Here is a 21,001-nt window from a genome sequence, read left to right on the forward strand (position 1 = left end):
AGTGAACCCTCACTTACTTGTTTTTCATTTCCTTCATATCCATAGTAGAAAAATCCCCTAATGGAAACTTAACAGGCATTCCTGTCGCTGTAGACTTGTAAGCAGCTAATATTATTTCTAGAGGTTTTTTAGCCTCCTCTCCACTTACTAGTGGCTGTCTATCTTCTATAATAGAATCTACTACATCTTTAAATAATAAAGTATGTCCAAATCCATAAACACTATCTGGATCTGCTTCTTGTGCTGCCAAAACTTCCTCTTCACTTTCCTCTGAACCTTCAATTCTCCAAGTTTCAATTTTGTTTACCGCAAGACCACCTATGCAAACAGCTGCCTTTTCCCCAAAAATACTTAATGTTTCCTCTAAGTTCGTAGGATACACACAAGCACTTCCTTCTATTACTCCTATAGAACCATTTTTGAATCTTATTAGTATAGCTCCAAAATCTTCAGCATCAATATCCCTTAAGAAAGTATCACATTGAGCATATACTGTATCAACATCTGAGCACATCATCCATTGTAGTAAATCTATATTATGGATACATTGATTCATTAATGTTCCACCATCAAGTTCATAAGTCCCTCTCCAAGGAGCTTGCTCATAATATCCCATATTTCTATTCCAAAGTATTCTTGCTGTTCCATTAACCATCTTACCAAAATTATTTGCTTCAACTTCACTTCTTAATTTTTGAATAGCAGTATTAAATCTATTTTGATGTGATACACATAATTTAACATTATTTTCTTTAGCACAAGCTATCATTTCATCAGCATCTTTAATTGATAACGCCATTGGTTTTTCAACTATAACATGAATATGTTTTTTCATACAATCTATAGCAATTTCTGGATGATATCCACTTTCAGTTACTATATACACTATATCTATATCTTCTTTTTCTAACATTTCTTTATAATCTTTATATGTATTTACTATTGCATCCTTACCTAATTTTTCAATATATTCATCTTTTTTCGCTGTTGCCTTTTCTTCAACAGGGTCACAAGTTGCTACTAGTTTTAATGTTTCTTTATTATTTACTATTGCCTCTATTCCTTTATAGGATATCCTTCCACATCCAATAACAGCTACATTAAAATTCTTCATTACTAATTCCTCCTAAAACTTTATATATATTTATAAGCTTTTCTTCTTCTTGTTTCCAATTAAATTCCTCTGAAATAGCCTTTATACCATTATCCCCCATACACTTAATTAAATCTTCATCCATGAGTAATTTTGCTATATTTTCAGCGATATCAACCTCATCTAGAGGATTTATTACAATGCCCGAATTATATGCTGTTATATATCTCTTTATAGGAGGCATATAACTTCCTATTACGGGAATACCACAACTCATATATTCAAATTGCTTTGTGGGAATATTTTTAAAATATTTAGGTTCAGGTAATAGTGGAACAAGTCCTATTTTTGATTTGTACATATATTCTCTAACTATATCATGATCTACTCTCCCAGTAAAAATAATATTACTTTCTAAATCATTATCACTGATATATTTCATTAATATATCCTTACATTTAGCATACCCAAAAGGCCCTACAAATACCATCTTTATATTTTCATACTTAGGATTACTTTTTAAAATTTTAATTGCCTTTAATATTTGTAGAGCGCCTCGCTCTATTGTTATTCCACCTTGATATATAATATCATATTCTTTTTTTATCAAATCGTTTTTTATAGCATTAAATTGAGTGTAATTATGTATTACTTCAACACTCTTACTAATGCCATTAAACCTATCTTTAACAGCTTCATCAGCTGTAATTATAAAATCAAACTTTTTTGATATAAAAAGTTCACTTTTATCTACCATAAGTGTAGTTAATGCTCGTATAGGTTTGGGTACCTTCTTTGACATCCTAACCATATCTGGATAATGTTCATGAACATCATAAATTATTTTTGAATTTGGTAATTTTCTTTTTATTTTTAATGCTTTATATATAATTTCAAAATCATGAAAATGATATATATCCGCTCTTTCTTCTATTGCCTTTTCTATTATTAGATCTAAAATAAAAAATCTCCCTTTTAAATCTTTTGGTTTAGGTATACCTTTTATCTTTATTCCTGAAACTATCTCAAATTCCTTATCATAAGGACCTATTATAGTAATATCATCACATATCTTTTTAAGAGAATTTGCTTGCTTATAGAATATTCTTGAATCAAAAGGACTATGCCCCGTGGTTAGTATACATATTTTCATGCTATATATTCCACCTCTTCTCCTTTACTTACACGCCTCTAAATATTTTTCTTTTAGACTTATAGCACTTCTCTTCCAAGTAAATTTAGTCATAACCTTTTTCTTAGCTAATAATGCCATACGCTCTCTTTTGTCCTCATTATTTATTATATACTCCATCTTTACTACTAAATCTTCTACATCTCTTGGATTCACTAATAATCCATCTAAGTTATCTTCAATTACATCCTCTATGCCTTGACCTTTACAACCAATAACAACTTTCTCTTGAGCCATTGCTTCAATATATACTACACCAAATCCCTCTTTGTAACTTGGAAGAACGAAAAAATAACATTGATTCATATATTGCATTAATTCTTTATGAGGTATTTTACCTTTAAAAATTACCTTATTCTCAACGCCTCTAATCCTAGCAAGCTCTTTTAAATTTTCTCTTTCTTGTCCTTGTCCAACAATAACTAAAACTAAATCTTCATATTTTCCATGAATTTTAGCAAAAGCCTCTATAATATAATTAATCCCTTTAGTCTTAATAAGATTTCCTGCTGTCAAAATATATTTTTTATTCTTAAATTCTTTTTGTATTTGCTTATTTTTATCAACTAAAATATCTTTTTCATTAACTCCATTAGGAATTACCACATAGTTTCTTCCCGACTTAGAATATTTAAGTGCATCATTCTTTAGCTTATCACTTACAAAAATACACTTATATGAAGCTTCTAAAACTTTCATTACATTATCTCTGCATGCCTTGCTAAAGTTAACCGTATAATTCATATCTTGACCATGAATAGTTACAAACAAAGGTTTATTATAAGATTTATTTAATAACATAGCTCCATATCCATCTGGCAAAGCTACATGGGCATGAATTATATCAAACTTAAAATTCTCATATATCTTTTCTACTGTATTTTTTATTCCTTTATAAATTCTATTTCCATCTGATTTAAAGTCTATATTTCTAGGTAAAAATATAGTTCTTGGATAATATACTTCTATTCCATCCCAAACAGCTTTCTTTGGGATATTATAATATCCCTTATATTTATGTGAAACTAATGATAATAAAAATGGTGTATATGGTACCGGTGATACAACCTTCACATTTATATCTGGAAATTCTTCTAGCATTGCTTCAACTTGTTTATGTATAAATATACCATTGTTTTCATTAAAACTATTAGGATACATATGTGATATTATCAATACATTCATAAGTAATTCTCCTCATAATTTTTAGATACAGTACTTTTTTATACTGTATCTAAATCTAATTCCTAAATATACTAAAGTTTATTTATTTTATCTCTATTTTTTTTAACATTCTTTGTCGCATTTCTTGTATCATAAAGGAGCTTAGCCTTTTCAACCATTAATTCATAGTCATAACAACTGTGGTCTGTAGTAATGATTACTATATCAGCATTATCAATTTCTTTTTCCCAATCTACTGATATATATTGGATACCTTTATGTTTGAAAGATTGGATATATGGATCATTAACCATTATATTCGCACCATTTTTCTCTAATATCTCAAGTACTTTCAATGTTGGTGATTCTCTCATATCATCTATATCTTTTTTATAAGCAGCACCCATAACAAGTACTTTTGAACCATTTAATGCCTTTTTATGATCATTTAAAAGCTTCATCACATTCCCAACTACAAATTCTGGCATAGAATCATTAATTATACCTGAAGTCTCTATAAGTTTTGTATGATAATCATACTCTTTGGCCTTCCATTCTAAGTAGAATGGATCTAGTGGTATACAGTGACCACCAAGACCTGGACCTGGATAGAATGGCATAAATCCATAAGGCTTAGTTTTTGCAGCTTCAATAACTTCCCAAATGTCAATCTCCATTTTATTACACAATATTGCCATTTCATTAGCTAATGCTATATTTATATTTCTAAAGGTATTTTCAAGAATTTTTTCCATCTCAGCTACTGATGGTGAAGATACCTCCATAATTTCTCCATCTAATACACATCTGTATAAAGTTCCTGCAACCTCAGTACAATCTGGTGTACATCCACCTACAACCTTAGGTGTATTTTTAGTATTATATTCCTTATTACCAGGATCTACTCTTTCTGGTGAAAATGCTAAAAAGAAATCCTCTCCACATTTCAATCCACTTTCTTCAAGAATTGGTTTTATAACTTCATCCGTTGTTCCGGGATAGGTTGTGCTCTCAAGAACTATAAGCATTCCGCGCTTTAAGTATTTTGCTACATCTTTTGTTGAATTAACTACATATGATAAGTCCGGCTGTTTATAAAGATCAAGAGGTGTTGGTACAGCTATACATACTGTATCTATTTCTTCTATGAAACTAAAATTCGTAGTTGCTTTTAGCTTACCTGCTTTAACAAGGGCTGATAAGTCATTATCTACTATATCACCTATATAATTTTCTCCATTGTTAACCATAGCAACTTTTTTATCTTGAACATCAAATCCTATAACTTCATATCCCGCCTTAGCTTTTTCTACTGCTAGAGGAAGTCCTACATATCCAAGACCTACTACACCTAGTTTAGCTGTTTTATTCTTTAATTTTAATAATAATTCTTCCTTTAATTGACTCATAATTGTTCCTCCCATTAGTAATTTATTACATTACACAATTCGTTACATATCTTAGTCTTTCTTTCTTTTATATGTAGGAACTTTTTCTTCAAGCAATTTTATTATTTCCTCTTTAGTCATATTATCTACATTTCTAAACTGTTTTATAGCTTCTTCAATAAATTCTATAGTAGCATCTTTAGGTTTTTCTACAAAAATTTTATTGTGCTCTGTAGATGTAAGTGCTACTTCATCCATTAAAAGTTCTTCATACAACTTTTCTCCTGGTCTTAATCCCACATATTCTATTTTAATATCTACATCTGGCTTGTATCCAGATAGTGTTATTAAATCTCTTGCTAAATCAACCATTTTAACCGGTTTACCCATATCTAATACAAATATCTCTCCACCATCTGCAAGACCACCAGCTTGAATAACTAATTGAGCTGCCTCAGGAATAGTCATAAAGAACCTTGTTATTTCTGGATGGGTTACTGTTACTGGTCCACCCTTTTCAATTTGTTTTTTAAACAGTGGTATTACTGAACCATTACTTCCAAGAACATTTCCAAATCTAACTGCTACATAATCTGTTTTACTAACTTCATTAAAAGCTTGAATTATAAGTTCACAAAATCTTTTAGTTGCTCCCATTACATTAGTTGGATTTACTGCCTTATCTGTACTAATTAAAACAAACTTTTTAACATTATATTTATCACAGCATTTAGCTACATTATATGTACCTAAAATATTATTTTTGATAGCATCTCCTGCATTTCCCTCCATTAGTGGTACATGTTTATGGGCTGCTGCATGGAATACCACTTCTGGTCTGTGCTCATGAAATATTTGATCTATTCTTATCATATCTCTTACAGAAGCAATAATTACTTGTTTATTTATTTTCGGATAGTTTCTGTTAAATTCCATTTCTAGATCATAAGCATTATTCTCATATATATCAAGAATTACTATTTTCTTAGGTGAGAATTTTGCTATTTGTCGAATAATTTCAGACCCAATACTTCCACCACCACCAGTAACTAGTATTGTTTTATTTTTTATATATCTATCTATATGTTCTGATTTTAGTTTTATTGATTCTCTTCCTAATAAATCATCAATGTTTACATTTCTCATATGATTTACATTTATGCTATCATCAATAATTTTATAAATACCTGGCATGGTTTTAATATTTTTTGTTACCTGCTTACATATATCTAAAATTTCTTTCTTAGTATTCTTATCCACTGATGGCATTGCAAGCATTATTTCATCAACTTTGTTTTGCTTACAAAAGGATATAATCTTATTTCTATCTCCTACAACCTTTACTCCATGAATTCTCTTACCTATCTTATTGACATTATCATCAATCAAACCTACAATTTTATAGTGCAAGGTACTATTATTTTTTATTTCTTTTATGAGTATAGCTCCAGCATCTCCCGCACCTATAATTAATAAGTTCTTTATTTTATTAATTTGCCCTTTATATGTCCCGTTATTCTCCATGATTCTATATAAAAATCTAACTCCACCTAAGCTTATGACGCTTAATAACCAAAATATAATATGAACTGTAATAGGGAATCTGAAAAATCTACTTTTTAACATAGTATGGCTTATAAAATATCCATATATTATAAATGCTATATTAGAAGCTGTCATAGAATAGACTATAGACAATAGTTCCTCAACAGATGCATATTTCCAAATATTACTATACAACTTGAATATAATGTTAAATAAAATAGTTAATACTACAACTGGAATTATTGATAGTAAAAAAAACTCTATATAATCAGGTTGAATCCTAAAGTCAAATTTTAGAAGTAAAGCCAAATATAAACTTACTATGACAAGAATTACATCTAAAACTATAATTTTATTTTCTTTTTTCATAATTTCACTTCCTAAATCAATTATGGTAATCAAATAGGTCAATGTGTTTTAACAGCAGATTTCAAAAGTTTATCACAGTTATTATACTGTTTTTTACATATAAACACAATTCCATTCAAAGTTATTCATAAAATGTTATTTAATTATTTATATTATTATATTGATACATTCTTATTTATTTGATTATCCTAATGTCTCTTCAAGTTCTTTTACAATTTCATCCTCTGGATCTAATTTTTTAGCTATATCTAAATGTATTTTTGCTTGATTAAAATCCTTAATATTTATATAACACATTATTAAATTAGTGCATACTTCTATAGATTTAGTAACCTCAAATACTTTCCTTAAATACTTAATTGCGGTTTCAAAATCATTCAAGCAAGCATAGTTTATTCCCATTTCATTAAACACCTGAACATAGTTACTATCTATAGATAATGCTTCATTTAAATAGTATATAGCTTTTTCATAGTTTTGTAAAATTCTATAAGAAATTGCAATATAATAAAATATTTCGGCACTATCCCCTAATACATCTATTAGTGGTAATAACACTTCTAAAGCTTTCTTTGGCTCTTCATATACAAGTTCTTTGCCCTTATCAAAAGAATTGATTATATCTAGATTTTCTTTTAATACCTCAACCTCTTCACTTATATTTCCTCCCAATGATATATATTGTTTAATATTAAAATGAGCTTTTTCAAAATCTTTATCTTCATAACTTACTAAGGCTGAATAATAATAGGGTTGTGGATAATCCTTAATCTCTTTCCCAAGTTCAATAAGCTTAATAATTTCTTCTTTAAAAACAAGATTATTTTTTCTCATTCCATCAATTAAAATAAAAGCTTTATTCAAATTATCTGTTGTAACTTCAATTTCCAATAATCCTTTTAATAATATATACCCATCTTCATACCTTTCATTTTTAATATTCTCAAATATTTTTCCTTTTATATAATTAACACTATTAGGAATGGATTTTATTATTTCCTTATATACATGATTAAATTTAAAGTTTTTATCTGCTCCTAATGCATAAAAAATTCCCTCTATAAAAAAATTAACAGGAATATTAGATAAATCATCTCCTTCTTTAGTTTTGGAAACTATTTTATCTGAATTTACTGGTAGATATATATTATCTTTAAACACATATTCGTTTATTTTGCTACTTTTTTTTATTTCAAGAAATAGCATTTTCTCAAGTTTTTCTAAAAAATAATTTTCATTACTCATAATGCACCTTCTTACTATTCTATATTTAATAATTTATTCCACTAAACTATATTACCATTTATTTTATTTTTAATCATCTGTTTTTTGTATAAAGTAATATTTTCGTAATTTTTTTATATTTTATATAACACAATTTAATAAGCACATAAAATTTATATGCTTTATTATACATTTATAATCTTATAACTCATATAATAAGTAAAACATTATAAATATTTAATTATAAACTAAAATCTTATTGCATTGATACTAATATTATTCTATAATAAATTTGTTTTATAACTTTATAAATATTATATTTGGAGTAAAATTATTATAGGGAGGTCATTAAATTATATTATTGATATCTCTATACTTTATAAATTAGAAAGAGGGTATGGAATTGTATAAGTTAAACCAAAATGAAACCCCATTATTTGATGCCTTAATGGAATATGTGAATAGAGACACTCTTCCATTCCATGTTCCTGGGCATAAAAAAGGTGTTGGAGTAGACATAGATTTTAAAAACTTCATGGGCGAAAATCCCTTTAAAATTGACGTTACAGTTTTTAAACTAGTAGATAGTTATCATCATCCAACAGGTCCTATAAAAAAGGCTCAAGAATTAGCTGCTGATGCCTACGGTTCGGATGCGTGCTTTTTCTCTGTTCATGGAACATCCGGCGCTATTCAAGCAATGATTCTTTCTGTAGTCGGTGCTGGGGACAAAATAATAGTTCCTAGGAATGTTCATAAATCCATTACTGGAGGAATTATCTTAGCTGGTGCTATCCCTGTATATATGCAACCGGAGTTAGATAAAAAAATAGGAATTGCAAATGGAGTTACACCTGAAACAGTAAGAACTACATTGGAAGCTAATAAGGATGCTAAAGCTGTTCTTATAATCAATCCAACCTATTATGGTGTATCTACAGACATTCAGCAAATTGCAGATATCGTTCATGAATATGATATTCCTTTAATAGTTGATGAGGCTCATGGACCGCATTTAAACTTTAATAAAAATTTACCTATGTCTGCCATGGAAGCTGGTGCTGATATTTGTGCTCAAAGTACTCATAAAATTATTGGTGCTTTAACTCAAGGTTCTCTACTTCAAGTTAACTCTAAACGAGTAAGTATTCCAAGGGTAAAACAGGTTTTAAACTTAATGCATACAACTTCGCCTTCTTATATTCTAATGGCTTCATTAGATACTGCTAGAAGACAAATTGCATTAGCTGGAGAAGAATTACTAGATAAAACAATAGAACTTTCTAATTATGTTAGAGATGAAGTTAATAAAATTCCTGGTTTCTATTGCTTTGGTGAAGAAATCTTGGGAGTTCCTGGATCATATGCCTTTGATCCAACAAAAATCACAATAACTTGTAGAGATTTAGGTATAACTGGTTATGATTTGGATATGATTTTAGCAAACAAGTATCATATTCAAATGGAACTTTCAGATTTATATAATGTTCTTATTGTAGGTTCTTTTGGTGATACTGAAGAGGGCATGGAAAGACTCTTAAGAGCTTTAAGGGAAATCAGTGATGACTATTATGGCAAGGGTACTGCTAAAGCAGACTTCATAGACATCCCTTCCATTCCTGAGCAAATACAAATTCCTAACGAAGCCTTCAACAGCGTTAAAACTTCTGTTAGAATTAAAAATAGCGTAGGCATGATTAGTGGTGAATTCCTAATGGCATATCCACCAGGAATACCTGTACTATGCCCAGGAGAAAAAATTACACAAGAAATTGTAGATTATGTGCAACAACTAAAAGATACTGGTCTTTATGTTCAAGGTACTGAAGATCCTGAAGTTGAGTATATAAATGTAGTTAAAGATGAGGATGCAGTATTTATTAACGTTGAATAATAAATGTGAATTTTATATTATATTATAATAATTAAAGGTATGATATCTCTCAGATACATACCTTTAATTATTTTTATTAATCTTTAATTGTAATGCCTTGTTAGTTTTTTTTCTTATTTCTTAACTCTAATAATTTAAATTCAGCATTGGTTTTTCCTGAATTTACTATACTTTTTGCATACTGATTATAAGACATGTTAATAATGCTTTCATAAGCTCTAATTAAACTTTCAAAATAACCCATCATATAGTTTACCTTCATTAATGGATCTGTATAAGATATATTAAATCTTATAGTATATTTTTTCCTTACTTTCTCTGCAGCCTTTTTTAAGCAATTATAACTTGAAGCTCCTTTAGCTATAAGTATGACCTTTTCATAATTACATGCCATCACTTCTTTATATGCTGGCATACATGCTTCAATAATATTTTCATCAAAGTATTTCTGTTTTGATGTTTCTTCCTGTACTATCTTAAGAAAACCTTGTAATTTCAAGTTAGTTTTAGCTCTAAGTTCTATTAGCTTTGATAATATATCTTTAACCTTTTCAACTTCCTTATGTTCAATATCATATTTTTTATTCATTTTCTCAATGATTTCAAAGCCTTTCATCATTAATTCCAAATCAGTTTTATTTTTTTCTACTTCTTCTTCATTTTGAAGAGCCTTAATTATACTACCATTATCATCATTTAAGAATGCTTCCATAAAAAAGAATATTCTTCCTAGTCTCATTATTGTTTTCTCATCTTCTACTACTTTATTATTTGCATCAATATATATATATCCCTTTTTCTTACCAATTAAGCTGGCAATACCTTTCTTTTCAAATATTACCTCTTTATATGTATTTCCCAAAAATAGAGCTGGCTCAGATATCTTAATATCTTCAAATAACTTACTATATTTTTTTATAGCTTTTTTTTCTTCTGAATTTGGTGCTTTGTATATTCCCATTAATTATCCTCCCATAGTAAATTTACTTATATAATTATGAATAGTAACCACTAAACTTAATATATTCTTATTATCATAGATGTACTTTCCAGACTTTTATTATAATATATTATATCAGAAAATAATGAAAATCATATAAATTTATTGCTTATATAAAAAATATTAGCTTTATCTCTATATAATAGAGTAAAGCTAATATTTTATAGAAACTTATTCTAAACCTTATAATGAACAAGCTTCAACCATGAAATTAACTCTTCAGATTTTTCTCTATACTTCCATTCCTGCAGCTAAAGCTTTCTTATTTAACTCTACAGCCTTTGCTGGCACTAATGAAGCTACAACCTCTTCCCAATTTACATCCTTTATATCTAGGGCTTTAAGTAGCGCTCCTAGTAATACAACATTTTGTGCTTTCATATTACCTAGATCCTTTGCAATTTCTGCAGCTTTAATTATAACTGTATTTTCCGCTGTAGATCTTAGTGCTTCATTTACACCCTCTGGATATTTTTCTAGTCCTATTAGTACTGGTACAGGATGAATTTCATAATCATTTACTATTAAATGTCCACCTTCTTTTAAATAAGGTAGTGCTCTTAGTGCTTCACTTTTTTCAAAAGCAACTATGGCATCAGCTTTTCCTTTTTCTATTAACGGAGAATATACTTTTTCTCCAAATCTAACTTGAGTAGTAACACTTCCTCCTCTTTGAGCCATTCCATGAACCTCAGACATTTTAACGTCATAGCCATTTCTTAATAAGCCTTCAGATAATATTTTTGAAGCTAGGATAGTTCCTTGTCCTCCTACACCTATAAATAATATACTTTTTACTTCCTTCATATTATTCACCAACCTTTTCTATAGCATCAAATGGACAAACTTGCTTACATATTTCACAACCATTACACATGCTTTCATCTATTTCCACTACACCATTTTGGAATTTCAATGCTGGACATCCTGTTTTTAAGCACATTTTACACTTCTTACATTTTTCTACATCAACTTTACACTTTAAGTTAGCTCTTTTCTTTAATACATCTTTTATCAAAGCACAAGGTTGTTTTGTAATAATTACAAAAGGTTCTGTGCTATCATGAGCTTCTTTTACAGCCTTTGAAGTTTCTTCTATTTTATATGGATCTACTACCTTTATATTTTCCTTTTTAATACCACATGCAAGGACTAAAGCTTCAATATCTACCATTGGAGCTTCTCTATTTTGAAGGGTTTTACCTGTTCCTGGATTTTCTTGGTGCCCTGTCATTCCTGTGATTCTATTATCAAGAATTACAGTTACTATTGGTGTATTGTTATAAACACTTTCGATTAATCCAGTTACTCCTGAATGGAAGAAAGTTGAATCTCCAATAAATGCAAATACCTTTTTATCTTCTCTATTAGCTACTATACTAGCTCTTTCCAGTCCTACACCAGCTGATATAGAGGCACCCATGCAAATTACAGTGTCAGTTACACTAAGTGGTGCATTCATACCAAGGGTATAGCATCCAATATCTCCAGAAGCTATTACATCCTTATGTTTTGATACTGCATAGAATATTCCTCTGTGAGGACATCCTGGACATAGAACTGGTGGTCTAGAAGGTGGATTAGTGTCTGCTGTATAAGTTATTTTATTTTCTTCTCCTAAAATACCTCTTCTAATAATGTCTGGATTTAGTTCTTCACATATAGGAATAACTTCCTTACCTATGCAGCTAATTCCTAAAGCTTTAACTGAATTTTCTAAGTATGGGTCATTCTCTTCTACTACATATAATTTTTCTACCTTAGATGCAAACTCTTTAATCATTTCATCTGGTAATGGGTAAGAGAAACCTATCTTTAGGTATGATGCATTATCTCCAAAAACTTCTCTACAATATTCATAAGAAATACCACTAGTAATTATACCTATCTTTGTATTGCCCATTTCCATTTTATTAAGCTTTGTAGTATTAGAATATTGTCTTAGCTTCTCTAACCTCTCTTCTACTTCATAGTGTTTAATTTTTGAATGACCTGGAGTCATTATATATTTTTTAATATTTTTTTCATATGGTTTTACTTCTACAGCTTGTTTATCTCCAACCTCTACTACAGTTTTAGAGTGTGATATTCTAGTTGTAACCCTAAATAGAACTAATGTATCAAATTTTTCACTTATTTCATAAGCTTCCTTCATAAAGTCAATGCATTCTTGTGAGTTTGATGGCTCTACCATTGCAATCTTAGCATGAGGAGCATAAAATCTGTTATCTTGCTCATTTTGAGAAGAATGCATTCCTGGATCATCAGCAGTTACAACTACAAAACCTCCATTAACGCCTTCATATGCCATAGTAAATAATGGATCAGCAGCCACATTAAGTCCTACATGCTTCATTGTAGTAAGCACTCTTGCTCCCCCAATAGATGCACCTGATGCTACTTCAAAACCAACCTTTTCATTTGGTGCCCATTCTGCATATACACCTTCATATAATGCAAAGTTCTCTAATATTTCTGTACTAGGTGTCCCTGGATAAGCTGATGCTACATGACATCCAGATTCATAGGCACCTCTAGCGATGGCTTCATTACCAGTCATTATAACCTTTTTCATATTCTCATTCCCCCATTACAATTTATCTTTTTAAAATTAATTAACTATCCTACTCAATCATTCCCCCAATAATTGTTTACACTAAAATACTACCTAATGCTATTGAATAAAGCTTGGACCTTGCACTATCAGCTCTAGAAACTAATACTACAGGACATTTTGCGCCTGAAATTACTCCAGCACTTTCAGCACCAGCAAAATAAGTCATAGACTTTCCTAGAAAGTTTCCAGCTTCAATATTAGGTACAAGAAGTATATCCACTTCTCCAGCTACGTCACTTACAATTCCTTTATGGTGAGCTGCTTCCTTAGATATAGCATTATCAAGTCCCAGTGGTCCATCTATTATGCATCCTTTTATTTGTCCTCTCTTATTCATTGCTGAAAGAGCTGCTGCATCTAAAGTTGCCTGCATTGATGGATTAACCACTTCTACAGCGCAAATTGGTGCTACCTTTGGCATATCTATCTCTAGTGCTTTTGCCACTGTTACTGCATTTTTTATTATTCCTATTTTATCTTTTAACTCTGGATATGGCACCATTCCTCCATCAGTAAGAAGTAATAGCTTATCATAAGATTTTATATCATATACCATTACATGAGATAGTATATTATTTGTTCTTAGATTTGCTTCCTTATTAAGTACAGCTTTTAATAAATCTGAAGTTCCAAGCAACCCTTTCATTACATAATTAGCCTCGCCCTTCGTAACCAATTCCACAGCCTTTGCTGCAGCCTTAGTTATGTCACCCTCATTAATTATTCTTACTCTAGATAAGTCTATATTAGAATCTTTTGCTATAGTTTTAATTTCATCTTCATTTCCAACTAATATAGCATTTATGATACCCATGTCCACTGCCTTTATCACTGCTTCTAGAACAACACTGTCTTGTGCTACAGCTACTGCCATAGTTTTCTTTTCTTTTTTCTTTGCCAATTCTAACAATTCTTCTAAACTTTTAACCATATTTTCACTCCTTATGTATAGGTTTACTGAAAAAATTGAAATAAGTAGTAGGAATCCAACACTTTTTTTATAATATTTTATATTTTCTTACTTTTAAGTATAATGTGTAATTCTTCCCGAGTCAATTTTAACTGCTAAAGTGTAATAGTGTATTTTCTATTTAAAATTAATAAAAATAAATATCTTAAATTAGGCAACTTAAGATATTTATTAAAAATTTTTATTATATTAAAAAACTTTACTTATCCCATTATTTTCTTTGGAATATAATTCTCTTATCTATACTCCCTACATCTTTACATCCTGTAAGTACCATACCAGATTTTAACTCTCCCTTTAATCCATCAACATAAGTTTTTACACCTTCTCTTTTCCCACCAAAGGATGAAGTTACAAAAGGTCTTCCTATTAATACAGCATCTGCACCAAGAGCTAGAAATTTAAGTACATCTACTCCTGTTCTTACTCCTCCATCAGCTAAAACCTTAACTTTGCCCTTCACTACTTTTGCAATATCTTCAAGGACATCTGCTACACCTGGAGTTTCATCTAAAACTCTACCTCCATGGTTAGAAACTACTATAGCATCTACACCTGCTTCTACTGCAAGTAATGCTTCATCTACTGTCATAATTCCCTTTAGTATAAATGGAAGTTTAGTACTATTAACTAATTCCTTTATTTCCTTTACTCCTTTAGGCATTACTGGCTTCCCATGAAGAGCTAAAGTTATAAGTCCACAAGCATCTATATCTACTCCTACGGCAAATGCTCCTGACTCTTCAGCTAATTTTATCTTTTCAATTATGTTTTTATTTTCCCACGGTTTTATAAATACAATACCTTGACCATTAAACTCATTTAACACTTTTAAATTAGTTGTTAAAAATGTATCTACTGCTGTGTCTCCTACCATTGGATATATACCTGCATCTAAAGTACCTCCAATAACCCAAGAAATATACTCTTCTTCAGAATACTTTCCTCCCATGTTAAGAGTAGTTCCTGAAACTGGAGCTGCAAAAACTGGTATATCTAACTTCTTACCAAAAATCTCAATAGCTGTATCTGGATCCTTAGCATCGTGAATTACGCGCATATTAAGCTTATATCTTTCAAGAGCTCTAATGTTTTCTGTAAATGCATTTCCAGTACCTTTTCCACCCATACCTGGGACTTCTCCTGCACAAACAATTCCATTGCATACATTACAGACTTTACAGCTATTATTTAAATTAACTCTAGCTTCTTTTCTAACATCACTATAATTCATAAAATCCCCACCTAACTAAAAATTAAATATTATTTTCCTCAAAGAATTTATCTAATTCATCTTCAGTATAAATCTTTATATTATTTCTAATTAAAAGCTCTGCAGTTACTCCATTACCCGTTTTTTTACCACCTGAAAAAGTACCATCATATATAATTCCTTTGCCACATGATGGACTCCTTGCCTTTAAAATAGCTGTATCAATTTTTAACTCTCTAGCTATATTTAATGTTTCTTCTGCACCTTTAATAAATTCAGCAGTTACATCATCACTTACATCTCTTCCTAAAACCCTACATTTTCCATCTATAACCATAGCCCCATCACCGTTTACAATCTCATGTGCTTCTCTAGGAGTCGCCTGTCCTCCAAGTTGCTCTGGACATACTGGTATAGCCTTCCCTTGTCTTAAAAGTTCAAGAACTTTTTCATTTAAATTATTGTTACCGTCATATTTGCAGTTAATACCACAAAGACATCCACTTACTAAAATCATTTCGTCAACCCCTATACTCTAGTATCACTTTAACTCAACCACAGTAACTCCTGTTCCACCTTCTCCATAATTACCAAGTCTATAGCTTTTTACATGGGGATGATGTTTTAATAAATCAGTGATAGAACTCTTAAGTACTCCTGTTCCTTTACCATGAATTACTGTAACTTCACCAAGACCACCAAGATAAGCTTCATCTAAATACTTATCTGTGGTGTAAATAGCCTCTTGAGAATCCATTCCCCTTAAGTCTACTGAAGATGATACTGCTTTTAGATTAAGCTTAGCTTCTCTTCTTTGAACCTTAGCTTTTTTCTTATCTTCATTAGACACTTTTCCCTTCCTTAAATCCCTAATCTTTACAGAGATTTTCATTATTCCAGCTTGAACTTGAACCTCTCCCTTATTATCGACCTGGGATACTACTATAACATTTTGATTTAAAGATGGAAGATATACCTCCTGTCCTTCAGTTACAGAAGTTAATCCTTCTCCCTTAGGCTCTTCTTTTCTACTTAATTTTTCTTCCATGTTATCAAGAGAATCCTTTATCTTCTTTCTTTCATTCTCTATTTTAGTTCTTGCTTCTGAAGAATAGCCTAATTTTTCAAGGTCTCTTATATTTTTCACAATGGAATCAGCTTCTTCCTTAGCAGCTTTAATAAGCTCTTTAGCTTCTCGTTGTGCTTCATAGATAGCTTTTTCTCTAACATTTTCGAACTTATATAACTTTTCTTCATATTTATTTTTTAACTTTTCTGCTTCTGCTTTTAAACCTTCTGCCTTCCTAGCATCATTTTCTGCTTTAATGCTCTTTTGCTGAAGATTTTGTATTAACTCTTCAAACTTTAAGCTCTCTGTAGAAATATTTTCTTTAGCACTATTTATAATATACTCTGGAAGACCAAGCCTTCTTGATATTTCAAAGGCATTAGATTTACCTGGCACACCTATAAGTAAATTATAAGTTGGTCTTAAAGTTTCAACATCGAATTCTACAGAGCCATTTTCTACTCCAACAGTTTTTAAAGCATAACCTTTAAGTTCACTATAGTGGGTAGTTGCTACTATTTTTGTATTTCTATCCCTTAAATTATCCAAAATGCTCATCGCAAGGGCTGCACCCTCCGTTGGGTCTGTTCCTGAACCAAGCTCATCAAAAAGTGCTAAAGTATTTTCATCTGCCTCATTAATAATATTTACTATATTAGTCATATGAGATGAGAAAGTAGATAAACTTTGTTCTATACTTTGTTCATCACCAATATCAGCAAATATATTTGAGAATACACTAACCGCTGAACCTGCTCTTGCAGGAATCATCATTCCACTCATAGCCATGAGCTCTATTAAGCCTACAGTTTTTAGTGTTACAGTTTTACCTCCTGTATTAGGACCTGTAATAACTAAAGAAGTAAACTCTCTACCAAGATAAATAGTACTTGGTACTACTACCTTTTGGTCTATTAAAGGATGCCTAGCCTCTATTAAATCTATAATTCCTTTATCATTTACCTCTGGACATATACAATTTAATTCATTGGCATATTTAGCTTTTGCAAATATAAAATCTAATTCCCATATAATACTTCCATTATTCTCTATAACATCAATGTTACCTGCAATTTTTAAGGTAAGTTCCTTAAGAATTCTATTTATTTCTGCCTTTTCTTTATTTCTAAGTTCTCTTATTTCATTATTAAGATCTACTAGTCCCATAGGCTCTATAAATAATGTAGCACCTGTACCGCTCTGGTCATGGATCAAACCCTTAACCTGTTCTTTGTACTCAGATCTTACAGGAAGTACATATCTATCTCCTCTTACGGTATAAAGACTTTCTTGAAGATATTTTGAGTAGGTTCTAACCATGCTGTTAACTCTGTCTTTAATGGAAGAACTTTTATCTTTTAGTTTCTTTCTAATTATAAATAAAGTTTCACTAGCTCTATCTGCAATTTCATCTTCTCCAATAATAGCTCTAAAGATTTCATCTTCAATATTCTTAAAGGGAACTATACCTGCTATTATATCTTCTAAAACTCTATAAGTTGTTTCCTCGTCCTTACTCTGTACATATTCCTTAAAATTTCTAGAACTTTTAAGCATATTACCAATTCTAAGTAATTCTACTGGCATAAGTGTAGAATTTTTCTTAGCTCTTAAAAGCGCTTCCCTAACATCATATATTCCTTCAAAGGGTGGTGCACTTTTTGTAGTTAATAAAATTAATGCTTCCTTGGTCTCCTCTAAGTGTTCTTTGATTTCATAGAGATTGTTATATGGTTTCAAATTATCAATTAAATCTTTCCCTGCTTTTGTAACTGTATACTTTTTTAATATTTCCTTGATTTTATAATATTCAAGTACTTTAAAGGTCTTTTCATTCATTTCTTATCCCCTACTTTCTATTCAATTCCCCTCTTATAATGTCCTTTTGTAGTTTTTCCTAAATCTACATCTTCATCTTTAAATATATATTTCATCACCTTTAAAACCTGATTACAATCTTCATCTATAAAGTCAACTCTATAATTGTTAATATTATTTTTCCTTAATTCCTTAATGAATGGAACTGTATTTACAGGTAATGTATTATATATGTGGCTTCTACAATATTTATCCGTAGTAACCAGAAACTCTTCATTCATCCTATCTCTTAATACAAACTTATCCTTGTCACATCTGAAATTACAGTTTGAAGTAGAGCTCTTATTACCAAAAGTACTACCAATTACACAGTATTCACTTACCATAAGTTCATACTTACCATAAACTACTACTTGCACTGGAGTTTTAATATTTTTAGCTATGGAGAACATTTCTTTATTGTTAAGTTCTACACTTAAAGCTGATATATCTGTATACCTATTATAAAAATCATAGCTTTCACTATTTAAAATATTTAACTTATAATCTCCAATTATGTTAAGCCTGTTTTTAAACACATTTATTATACCTAAATTAGCTGTAATTAACCCCTTAATTTTAGAAATATTCTTTTCTATAGCTTCAGTAACTAAATTAAATTCACTTTTTATTATATTAGGAACAATCATATATAAATTTTCATAATCTACTCCTTCTAAATTTAAACCTTCACCCTTTTTAAATAAATCTACTCCTATAGCTGGAGTTATATCTGGATTTTCACCTATAAAACTTAATACACTTTTTAATTGTTCTAAAGTTTTAACGCATATTAGATACTCATCATTAAATATATCTTTAGCTTCCTTAGAATTCCTATTAAATTCTTTATAATCCTTTTCTTCCAAATGCCGTTTATCACGGATTTTAACATACTTCATTATATCTTCAATAAGCTTACGTCTTACACTATTTATAGATGATACCCTTAAAAATCCTTCTTCAAAGGTTTCAAATTCAATATTTTTTAGTTTAAAAGGCGTATCCCCTAACTTATTGAGATTTTTAATTATGGCTTCCTTATTCATAGGCTTATTAGCTGCAACCTCTACATTTTCTCCATAGACTTCAAATTCTTTTTCCTGATAAACCGTAGATAAATAAAATCTTTCTCCTGGAGCGAATCTAACCTTTATAGTTAAGGGTAGCTTTACACAATAAATATCTTCATAATTTTTTTGAAGTTTAGTTAAAAGTTCAGTATCTGAAGTTACATATACTTTATCTCCAACCTTATATTTAGTAGGCATAAGCTTCACTTTTTGGCCTTTAAAGGCCTCTTTAACCTTTTCTTTCCCATTTAAAATATTTGTAATTGTAAATCCACTATTATCAGTTCTAACTCCATCCTGAGCCTTTATATCCTTTTGAAGCTGTATGGTTAAATCTTTTTCAACGGTGCCTAAAAATACTCCTGTATTTTTGGGGCAATTATATGCCATCATGTCTCTTCCAATGTTTCCTCTAAGATATGCCTTGGAAAACCCTTCTCTATTAAATAATTGATTTAGCATGGCCTTTTTAGGTGGTATCTCAAAATTTTTGTTATGATACACGCTATCTATAGCTTCTCTATAGGTAGTTACAACACCACTTACATATTCAGGTTTTTTCATTCTACCTTCTATCTTTAATGATGAAGTCCCACTTTCAATTAAACTATTAATTTCATCTATAGTACAAGTATCCTTTGGACTTAATAAATACCCTTCTCTATTTTCTCCACTAGATTTTTTTATTATAGTATAAGGTAATCTACAGGGCTGAGCACATCTTCCTCTATTTCCGCTTCTTCCTCCTATGATACTACTCATAAGACATTGTCCAGAATAACTTATACATAATGCTCCATGGACAAATATTTCTGTTTCTATATCTAAGTCCTTTGAAATGTATCTTATTTCATCTAGACTTAATTCCCTTGATAAAACTATTCTTTGAAAGCCCTCATTCTTTAAAAATATAGCCCCTTCTCCATTATGTATAGTCATTTGTGTGGATGCGTGAATTTCAAAATCTGGTATAGCTTCTTTTATAATTTTAAATAATCCCATATCTTGAGTTATAATAGCATCTACACCAATTTTATATAAAAACTTCCCATACTCTAAAGCTTCATCTAACTCGTCTTCTTTTATCACAGTATTAAAGGCTATATATACTTTAACATTATATAAATGACAATAATTCACTACTTCTACTAATTCTTCTTCATTAAAATTATTTGCATATGCTCTAGCAGAAAACTTACTCCCGCCCATATATATAGCATCTGCACCACCTTGAACAGCAGCATATATGCTTTCTTTACTTCCACCCGGCGCTAATAATTCTATTTTATCCATATGTTCTCAACTCCTATCAACAAGAAATGTCTTTATTCTA

At 30.2% G+C, this 21,001-nt stretch carries 15 protein-coding genes; 1 reads left to right on the top strand and 14 read right to left on the bottom strand.

Annotated elements, in window-relative coordinates; genetic code table 11:
* Positions 1 to 13 precede the first annotated feature (13 nt).
* The 6 genes from B3630_RS11040 to B3630_RS11065 form a co-directional block, all read right to left on the bottom strand.
* Positions 14 to 1,114, bottom strand: coding sequence for a Gfo/Idh/MocA family oxidoreductase (locus B3630_RS11040; RefSeq protein WP_346898102.1), 1,101 nt, complete (start codon positions 1,112 to 1,114; stop codon positions 14 to 16).
* Positions 1,101 to 2,246 carry a glycosyltransferase family 4 protein gene (locus B3630_RS11045; RefSeq protein ID WP_346898104.1) on the bottom strand — a complete coding sequence of 382 codons (1,146 nt, stop codon included), beginning with the start codon at positions 2,244 to 2,246 and terminating at the stop codon, positions 1,101 to 1,103. Before B3630_RS11045 ends, B3630_RS11040 begins: the two co-directional genes overlap by 14 nt.
* 24 nt (positions 2,247 to 2,270) lie before the next feature.
* Positions 2,271 to 3,470, bottom strand: coding sequence for a glycosyltransferase (locus B3630_RS11050; RefSeq protein WP_346898106.1), 1,200 nt, complete (start codon positions 3,468 to 3,470; stop codon positions 2,271 to 2,273).
* 71 nt (positions 3,471 to 3,541) lie between these two features.
* Positions 3,542 to 4,858 carry a nucleotide sugar dehydrogenase gene (locus tag B3630_RS11055; protein ID WP_346898108.1) on the bottom strand — a complete coding sequence of 439 codons (1,317 nt, stop codon included), beginning with the start codon at positions 4,856 to 4,858 and terminating at the stop codon, positions 3,542 to 3,544.
* 51 nt (positions 4,859 to 4,909) lie between these two features.
* A complete protein-coding gene (locus B3630_RS11060; RefSeq protein WP_346898111.1) occupies positions 4,910 to 6,751 on the bottom strand; it encodes a nucleoside-diphosphate sugar epimerase/dehydratase in 1,842 nt (613 codons plus the stop codon).
* Between the two features lie 183 nt (positions 6,752 to 6,934).
* Positions 6,935 to 7,996 (bottom strand): tetratricopeptide repeat protein, encoded by a 1,062-nt coding sequence (locus B3630_RS11065; RefSeq protein ID WP_346898113.1) that lies wholly within the window; start codon positions 7,994 to 7,996, stop codon positions 6,935 to 6,937.
* Between the two features lie 382 nt (positions 7,997 to 8,378).
* Here B3630_RS11065 and B3630_RS11070 point away from each other — a divergent pair, with 382 nt between their 5' ends.
* Positions 8,379 to 9,869, top strand: a complete 1,491-nt coding sequence (locus tag B3630_RS11070; RefSeq protein ID WP_346898115.1) for an aminotransferase class I/II-fold pyridoxal phosphate-dependent enzyme — start codon at positions 8,379 to 8,381, stop codon at positions 9,867 to 9,869.
* A 100-nt stretch (positions 9,870 to 9,969) separates the two neighbouring features.
* Here the strand turns inward: B3630_RS11070 and B3630_RS11075 are convergent, their stop codons facing one another.
* From B3630_RS11075 to B3630_RS11110, 8 genes are all read right to left on the bottom strand, one after another.
* Positions 9,970 to 10,830, bottom strand: a complete 861-nt coding sequence (locus tag B3630_RS11075) for a hypothetical protein (RefSeq protein WP_346898117.1) — start codon at positions 10,828 to 10,830, stop codon at positions 9,970 to 9,972.
* Between the two features lie 270 nt (positions 10,831 to 11,100).
* The gene (locus B3630_RS11080; protein ID WP_346898119.1) at positions 11,101 to 11,676 is read right to left on the bottom strand and encodes an indolepyruvate oxidoreductase subunit beta; all 576 of its coding nucleotides are present in this window, start codon (positions 11,674 to 11,676) and stop codon (positions 11,101 to 11,103) included.
* A gap of 1 nt (position 11,677) precedes the next feature.
* Complete coding sequence (gene iorA / locus B3630_RS11085) at positions 11,678 to 13,444, bottom strand: indolepyruvate ferredoxin oxidoreductase subunit alpha (RefSeq protein ID WP_346898121.1); 1,767 nt, start codon at positions 13,442 to 13,444, stop codon at positions 11,678 to 11,680.
* A gap of 76 nt (positions 13,445 to 13,520) precedes the next feature.
* Positions 13,521 to 14,417, bottom strand: a complete 897-nt coding sequence (locus B3630_RS11090) for a phosphate butyryltransferase (protein WP_346898123.1) — start codon at positions 14,415 to 14,417, stop codon at positions 13,521 to 13,523.
* 250 nt (positions 14,418 to 14,667) lie between these two features.
* Complete coding sequence (locus B3630_RS11095) at positions 14,668 to 15,690, bottom strand: alpha-hydroxy-acid oxidizing protein (protein ID WP_346898125.1); 1,023 nt, start codon at positions 15,688 to 15,690, stop codon at positions 14,668 to 14,670.
* 22 nt (positions 15,691 to 15,712) lie between these two features.
* On the bottom strand, positions 15,713 to 16,186 hold the full coding sequence (locus B3630_RS11100) for a DUF523 domain-containing protein (RefSeq protein WP_346898127.1): 474 nt from the start codon (positions 16,184 to 16,186) through the stop codon (positions 15,713 to 15,715).
* A gap of 24 nt (positions 16,187 to 16,210) precedes the next feature.
* Positions 16,211 to 18,577: an endonuclease MutS2 gene (locus B3630_RS11105; RefSeq protein WP_346898129.1), complete on the bottom strand. Its 2,367-nt coding sequence runs from the start codon at positions 18,575 to 18,577 to the stop codon at positions 16,211 to 16,213.
* A 17-nt stretch (positions 18,578 to 18,594) separates the two neighbouring features.
* The gene (locus B3630_RS11110) at positions 18,595 to 20,961 is read right to left on the bottom strand and encodes a U32 family peptidase (protein ID WP_346898131.1); all 2,367 of its coding nucleotides are present in this window, start codon (positions 20,959 to 20,961) and stop codon (positions 18,595 to 18,597) included.
* Positions 20,962 to 21,001 lie beyond the last annotated feature (40 nt).

The sequence above is a fragment of the Clostridium sp. UBA7503 genome (assembly GCF_002477055.1).
Lineage (GTDB): Bacteria > Bacillota > Clostridia > Clostridiales > Clostridiaceae > Clostridium_J > Clostridium_J sulfidigenes.

Excerpts from the sequence above, each read along its gene's own strand:
- B3630_RS11080 (WP_346898119.1), bottom strand. The coding sequence starts at position 11,676 with ATGAAGGAAGTAAAAAGTATATTATTTATAGGTGTAGGAGGACAAGGA.
- B3630_RS11105 (WP_346898129.1), bottom strand. The coding sequence starts at position 18,577 with ATGAATGAAAAGACCTTTAAAGTACTTGAATATTATAAAATCAAGGAA.
- B3630_RS11055 (WP_346898108.1), bottom strand. The coding sequence starts at position 4,858 with ATGAGTCAATTAAAGGAAGAATTATTATTAAAATTAAAGAATAAAACA.
- B3630_RS11100 (WP_346898127.1), bottom strand. The coding sequence starts at position 16,186 with ATGATTTTAGTAAGTGGATGTCTTTGTGGTATTAACTGCAAATATGAC.
- B3630_RS11050 (WP_346898106.1), bottom strand. The coding sequence starts at position 3,470 with ATGAATGTATTGATAATATCACATATGTATCCTAATAGTTTTAATGAA.
- B3630_RS11045 (WP_346898104.1), bottom strand. The coding sequence starts at position 2,246 with ATGAAAATATGTATACTAACCACGGGGCATAGTCCTTTTGATTCAAGA.
- B3630_RS11110 (WP_346898131.1), bottom strand. The coding sequence starts at position 20,961 with ATGGATAAAATAGAATTATTAGCGCCGGGTGGAAGTAAAGAAAGCATA.
- B3630_RS11060 (WP_346898111.1), bottom strand. The coding sequence starts at position 6,751 with ATGAAAAAAGAAAATAAAATTATAGTTTTAGATGTAATTCTTGTCATA.
- B3630_RS11040 (WP_346898102.1), bottom strand. The coding sequence starts at position 1,114 with ATGAAGAATTTTAATGTAGCTGTTATTGGATGTGGAAGGATATCCTAT.
- B3630_RS11090 (WP_346898123.1), bottom strand. The coding sequence starts at position 14,417 with ATGGTTAAAAGTTTAGAAGAATTGTTAGAATTGGCAAAGAAAAAAGAA.
- B3630_RS11095 (WP_346898125.1), bottom strand. The coding sequence starts at position 15,690 with ATGAATTATAGTGATGTTAGAAAAGAAGCTAGAGTTAATTTAAATAAT.
- B3630_RS11075 (WP_346898117.1), bottom strand. The coding sequence starts at position 10,830 with ATGGGAATATACAAAGCACCAAATTCAGAAGAAAAAAAAGCTATAAAA.
- iorA (WP_346898121.1), bottom strand. The coding sequence starts at position 13,444 with ATGAAAAAGGTTATAATGACTGGTAATGAAGCCATCGCTAGAGGTGCC.
- B3630_RS11065 (WP_346898113.1), bottom strand. The coding sequence starts at position 7,996 with ATGAGTAATGAAAATTATTTTTTAGAAAAACTTGAGAAAATGCTATTT.